At 31.5% G+C, this 5279-nt stretch carries 3 protein-coding genes; all 3 read left to right on the top strand.

Annotated elements, in window-relative coordinates; genetic code table 11:
• Positions 1 to 289: 289 nt before the first annotated feature.
• A complete protein-coding gene (gene adhE / locus RH99_RS17560) occupies positions 290 to 2896 on the top strand; it encodes a bifunctional acetaldehyde-CoA/alcohol dehydrogenase (RefSeq protein WP_010241373.1) in 2607 nt (868 codons plus the stop codon).
• A 248-nt stretch (positions 2897 to 3144) separates the two neighbouring features.
• Positions 3145 to 4497 carry a glucose-6-phosphate isomerase gene (locus tag RH99_RS17555; RefSeq protein WP_010241370.1) on the top strand — a complete coding sequence of 451 codons (1353 nt, stop codon included), beginning with the start codon at positions 3145 to 3147 and terminating at the stop codon, positions 4495 to 4497.
• Positions 4498 to 5051: 554 nt separating this feature from the next.
• Positions 5052 to 5279, top strand: a 228-nt coding sequence (locus RH99_RS17550) for an SDR family NAD(P)-dependent oxidoreductase (protein WP_010238628.1), incomplete at its 3' end; no start/stop codon positions are given.

Here is a 5279-nt window from a genome sequence, read left to right as displayed (position 1 = left end):
GTTTATATTATTATATAATGCATTCATTGGTTAAATATTTAACAATTAAATATACTGCAATATTTTAATTAATGGTTTACATGTGGCTAAATATTTAAATTTAACAATTTTACAATATAAAAATATAAATAATATTAAAAATTTGATTGACATTTAACAAACAATAATAGATAATATGCATATGTACATTAGTGCTATATTGCACATTGGTGCAATATAGCTTTTAAAAATTTCACATAATTAAGTTGTTTTAATTATGTGGATTAAAATTGAGAAAGAGGTGTAACTTATGAAAGTTAGTAATATTGATGAATTAAATGTAAGGTTAGAGGAAATAAGAGAAGCCCAAAGAAAATTTGGAACATATACGCAAGAACAAGTTGATGAAATTTTCAGACAGGCAGCCATGGCAGCATTAGATGCCAGAATACCGCTTGCAAAAATGGCGGCAGAAGAAACGGGAATGGGACTTGTTGAAGATAAAGTTATAAAAAATCACTTTGCAGCTGAGTATATATACAATCAGTATAAAGACGAAAAGACCTGCGGCGTAGTAGAAACAGATAAATCCTATGGTATAACTAAAATTGCAGAACCTATAGGCATTGTGGCAGCTGTAATACCAACAACTAATCCAACCTCAACAGCAATATTTAAAACATTGATATCACTAAAAACAAGAAATGCCATAATGTTATCACCACATCCAAGAGCAAAAAAATCAACGATAGCAGCAGCTAAAATAATACTTGATGCAGCAGTTAAAGCAGGTGCTCCAGAGGGAATAATAGGCTGGATAGATGAGCCGTCAATAGAACTAACACAAATACTGATGCAGGAGGCAGATATAACTCTTGCTACAGGGGGACCATCAATGGTTAAATCAGCATATTCCTCTGGTAAGCCAGCTATAGGTGTAGGACCAGGAAACACTCCTGTTATAATTGATGAAAGTGCACACATAAAAATGGCAGTAAGTTCAGTAATTCTTTCAAAAACTTTTGATAATGGCGTTATATGTGCTTCAGAGCAATCAGTAATAGTTTTGGATTCTATATATGATGAAGTCAGAAAAGAATTTGCAGAAAGAGGAGCATATATAATTAAAGAAAGTGAAATAGATAAAGTAAGAAAAACAATTTTTATAAATGGCAGTATAAATTCAAAGATAGTAGGACAATCAGCCTATAAAATAGCTGAAATGTCAGGAATTAAAGTACCAGAAACAGCAAGAATCCTTATAGGAGAAGTTACTTCTGTAGGAAAGGAAGAACCTTTTGCCCATGAAAAATTATCTACAGTTTTGGCTATGTACAGAGCAGAAAACTTTGATGATGCCCTTGATAAAGCTGTAACTCTTGTTAATCTAGGAGGACTTGGACATACTTCAGCAATATATGCAGATATAATAAAGGCAAAAGATAAGATAGATAAATTCAGCAATGCTATGAAAACAGTAAGAACCTTTATAAATATACCTGCAGCACAGGGTGCAAGTGGAGACTTATATAATTTTAAAATAGCTCCTTCCTTTACATTAGGATGTGGCTCTTGGGGAGGAAATTCAGTATCAGAAAATGTTGGACCTAAACATCTGTTAAATATTAAACGTGTAGCTGAGAGGAGAGAGAATATGCTTTGGTTTAGAGTTCCAGAAAAGGTTTACTTCAAATTTGGATGTCTTCAATTCGCATTAAGAGAATTGAAAGATTTAAATAAAAAGAGAGCATTTATAGTGACGGATAAAGTCCTTTATGATCTTGGATATGCAGATGCTATCACAAAAGTTCTTGAAGAAATAGGTGTTGATTTTAAAGTATTTACAGAAGTAGAGCCAGATCCAACTCTATCTACAGCTAGAAAAGGTACAGAAGAAATGATGGACTTTAAACCGGACACAATAATATCTCTTGGTGGGGGTTCAGCAATGGATGCAGCCAAAATAATGTGGGTAATGTATGAACATCCAGAGGTAAAATTTGAAGACCTTGCCATGAGATTTATGGATATAAGAAAGAGAATATATAATTTTCCAAAGCTTGGAGAAAAAGCTATGATGATTGCGGTAGCAACCTCAGCTGGAACAGGATCAGAAGTTACACCTTTTGCTGTAATAACAGATGAAAAGACAGGAGTTAAATATCCACTAGCAGACTATGAATTAACTCCAAATATGGCAATAGTAGATGCTGAATTAATGATGAATATGCCAAAAGGATTAACAGCAGCATCAGGTATAGATGCTTTGATTCATGGTATAGAAGCTTATACATCAGTACTTGCATCAGAATATACCAATGGACTCGCATTAGAAGCCATAAGATTAATATTTAAATATTTGCCTACAGCCTATGCAGAAGGTACTACTAATGAAAAGGCAAGAGAGAAAATGGCCCATGCATCAACAATGGCAGGAATGGCCTTTGCTAACGCATTCCTAGGAGTATGTCACTCAATGGCACATAAGTTAGGAGCAGAGCACCATATAGCACATGGAACTGCTAATGCACTGTTAATTGAAGAAGTTATCAGATTTAATTCAGCAGATAACCCAGTAAAACAAGCAGCATATCCTCAATATAAATATCCAAATGCTAAATGGAGATATGGTAAAATTGCAGATTATCTAAATTTAGGTGGCAATACGGATGATGAAAAAGTTGAGCTTTTAATTAAGGCCATCCATGAATTAAAAGAGAAAATAAACATTCCAATGAGTATTAAAGATGCTGGAGTTTCAGAAAAGAATTTCTATGCTACACTTGATAAGATGTGTGAGCTTGCCTTTGATGACCAGTGTACAGGGGCTAATCCAAGATATCCATTAATAAGTGAAATTAAGCAAATGCTTATTACTGCTTTTGATAAAACTGAGATAAATACAGAAATAAAATAAATATAAAATTTAAGTCTTCTTGAATATTCAGGAGGACTTAAATTTTATATTTTTTCTAAATAGATAACAATTATACCAAATTATATCAAATATTATTGAAACACTAAATAAAATAATGTATAATTAAAATAAATACATCACAAATAAGTATATTTGCATAAATGTGTAGATGTACAAACGCTTTTCTACCATATAAGAAAAATCAATAATTATTCAACTAAAAACAATATATCTGGGAGGATACTAATATGATTAAAAGTTTATCTTTAAATTTAACAAAAGTGGCTTCTTTTTTGGATGAGCATGAAATTACATACTTACAGCCAATGGTAACAGCAGCACATGAAATGCTTCATAATAAGACAGGTCAAGGAAACGATTTTTTAGGCTGGATTGATCTTCCTGTAAATTATGATAAAGAAGAATTTACAAGGATAAAAAAATCAGCAGAAAAAATAAGAAATGATTCAGATGTACTTATAGTGATTGGAATTGGTGGTTCTTATTTAGGATCAAGAGCTGCTATAGAAATGTTAACACATACTTTTTATAACAGTCTTTCAAAGGATAAGAGAAAATCTCCAAATATATATTTTGTTGGAAATAACATAAGTTCAACATATATGGTTGATTTATTGGAAACTATTGAGGAAAAAGATATTTCAGTTAATGTTATATCAAAATCAGGTACTACGACTGAACCAGCTATAGCATTTAGAATTTTTAAAGACTTATTGGAAAAGAAATACGGTAAAGAAGAGGCAAAGTCAAGGATATATGCAACTACTGATAAAGCAAAGGGTGCTTTGAAATCGTTGGCAGATGCGGAAGGATATGAGACTTTTGTTATTCCAGATGATGTTGGTGGGAGATTTACTGTTTTAACACCAGTTGGTCTATTACCAATTGCGGCAGCAGGTATAGATATAGAAGAAATGATGAGTGGTGCAGCAGCAGCAAGAGAAGCATATAGTGTGCCTGAATTAGAAAAAAATGATGCTTATAAATATGCGGTAACTAGAAATATTTTATACAGAAAAGGTAAAACTACAGAAATATTAGTTAACTATGAACCATGTTTACATTATTTTGGTGAGTGGTGGAAACAATTGTATGGTGAGAGTGAAGGAAAAGATGGTAAAGGTATATTTCCAGCAGCCGTTGATTTTTCAACAGATTTACATTCAATGGGACAATACATTCAAGAGGGATTAAGAAATATATATGAAACTGTAGTTAGTGTTGAAAATCCTAGAAAGAATATTGTGATTGAAGAAGACGCTGATAATGTAGATGGACTAAACTTCGTAGCAGGTCAGACGATGGATTATGTAAATAAGAAGGCGTTTGAAGGTACTATTTTAGCACATAATGATGGTGGGGTACCTAATATGGTAGTGAATGTTCCTGAACTAACCGCTTACTATTTTGGATATTTAGCATATTTCTTTGAAAAGGCTTGCGGTATTAGTGGATATTTGTCAGGTATAAATCCATTCAATCAACCAGGAGTAGAAGCATATAAGAAAAATATGTTTGCACTTCTTGGAAAACAAGGCTATGAATCTATGAAGGAAGAATTAGAAAAGAGATTGGGTTAATGATTAATTTATACGATTTCAAGTAGGTTGAAAATTCATAATAATTATATATTAAAGTGTAGTTATAAGAAAGCAGAGATACTAGTTATAATATGTTTGTATGGCATACATAATTAGTATTTCTGCTTTCTTAATTACTTAGATTTGAAGTAATTATTAAAAAAATTACAGGCTATTAGGCATATGAAAATAAATAACAAGACAAAGATGCGAAGTATATTTTGAAGTCAACAAGGAAATAGGTTCCTAAGATAGTGAGCTATCTTAGGGTTCTGTTGACGCGGTGGGATTCAAAATAGACTAGCATACTGACTAGTTATTTATTTGAATGTGCCTTAATGATATTATATTGTTTTAACATGAATTTCTAACATAAAAAAATAAAAAAGTAAAAAAAATAAAATTACTATTGAAAAAGTTTACATATGGATGTATAATAAAACCATGGTTAGACAAATGATTGATATCAGCACAAAAGTGATAAAATTAAGTTTAAAATGTATTTTATAAATGCAATTAAATTATAAAATAAAAATATTAAGGAGATGTAAAGTATGAAAAAATCATGGTTAGAATTAGAAGGAAAAACAGTAATTGTTACAGGTGGAGCATCTGGTATAGGAAAGGCAGTAGTTCAAGAATTTTTGGATAATGGAGCTAATGTAGTAGTAGGAGATATGAGTCCTAATGCACCAGAGTTTAAAAAGAAAGATAATAGTGGCGAAGAATTATATGTAAAAACAGATGTATCAAGTTATGATAGTGTAAATGAAATGGTTTCT

It is taken from the genome of Clostridium arbusti SL206 (assembly GCF_000246895.1).
Taxonomy (GTDB): domain Bacteria; phylum Bacillota; class Clostridia; order Clostridiales; family Clostridiaceae; genus Clostridium_I; species Clostridium_I arbusti.
This window is presented reverse-complemented; position numbering and strand designations above follow the sequence as displayed.

Excerpts from the sequence above, each read along its gene's own strand:
- adhE (WP_010241373.1), top strand. The coding sequence starts at position 290 with ATGAAAGTTAGTAATATTGATGAATTAAATGTAAGGTTAGAGGAAATA.
- RH99_RS17555 (WP_010241370.1), top strand. The coding sequence starts at position 3,145 with ATGATTAAAAGTTTATCTTTAAATTTAACAAAAGTGGCTTCTTTTTTG.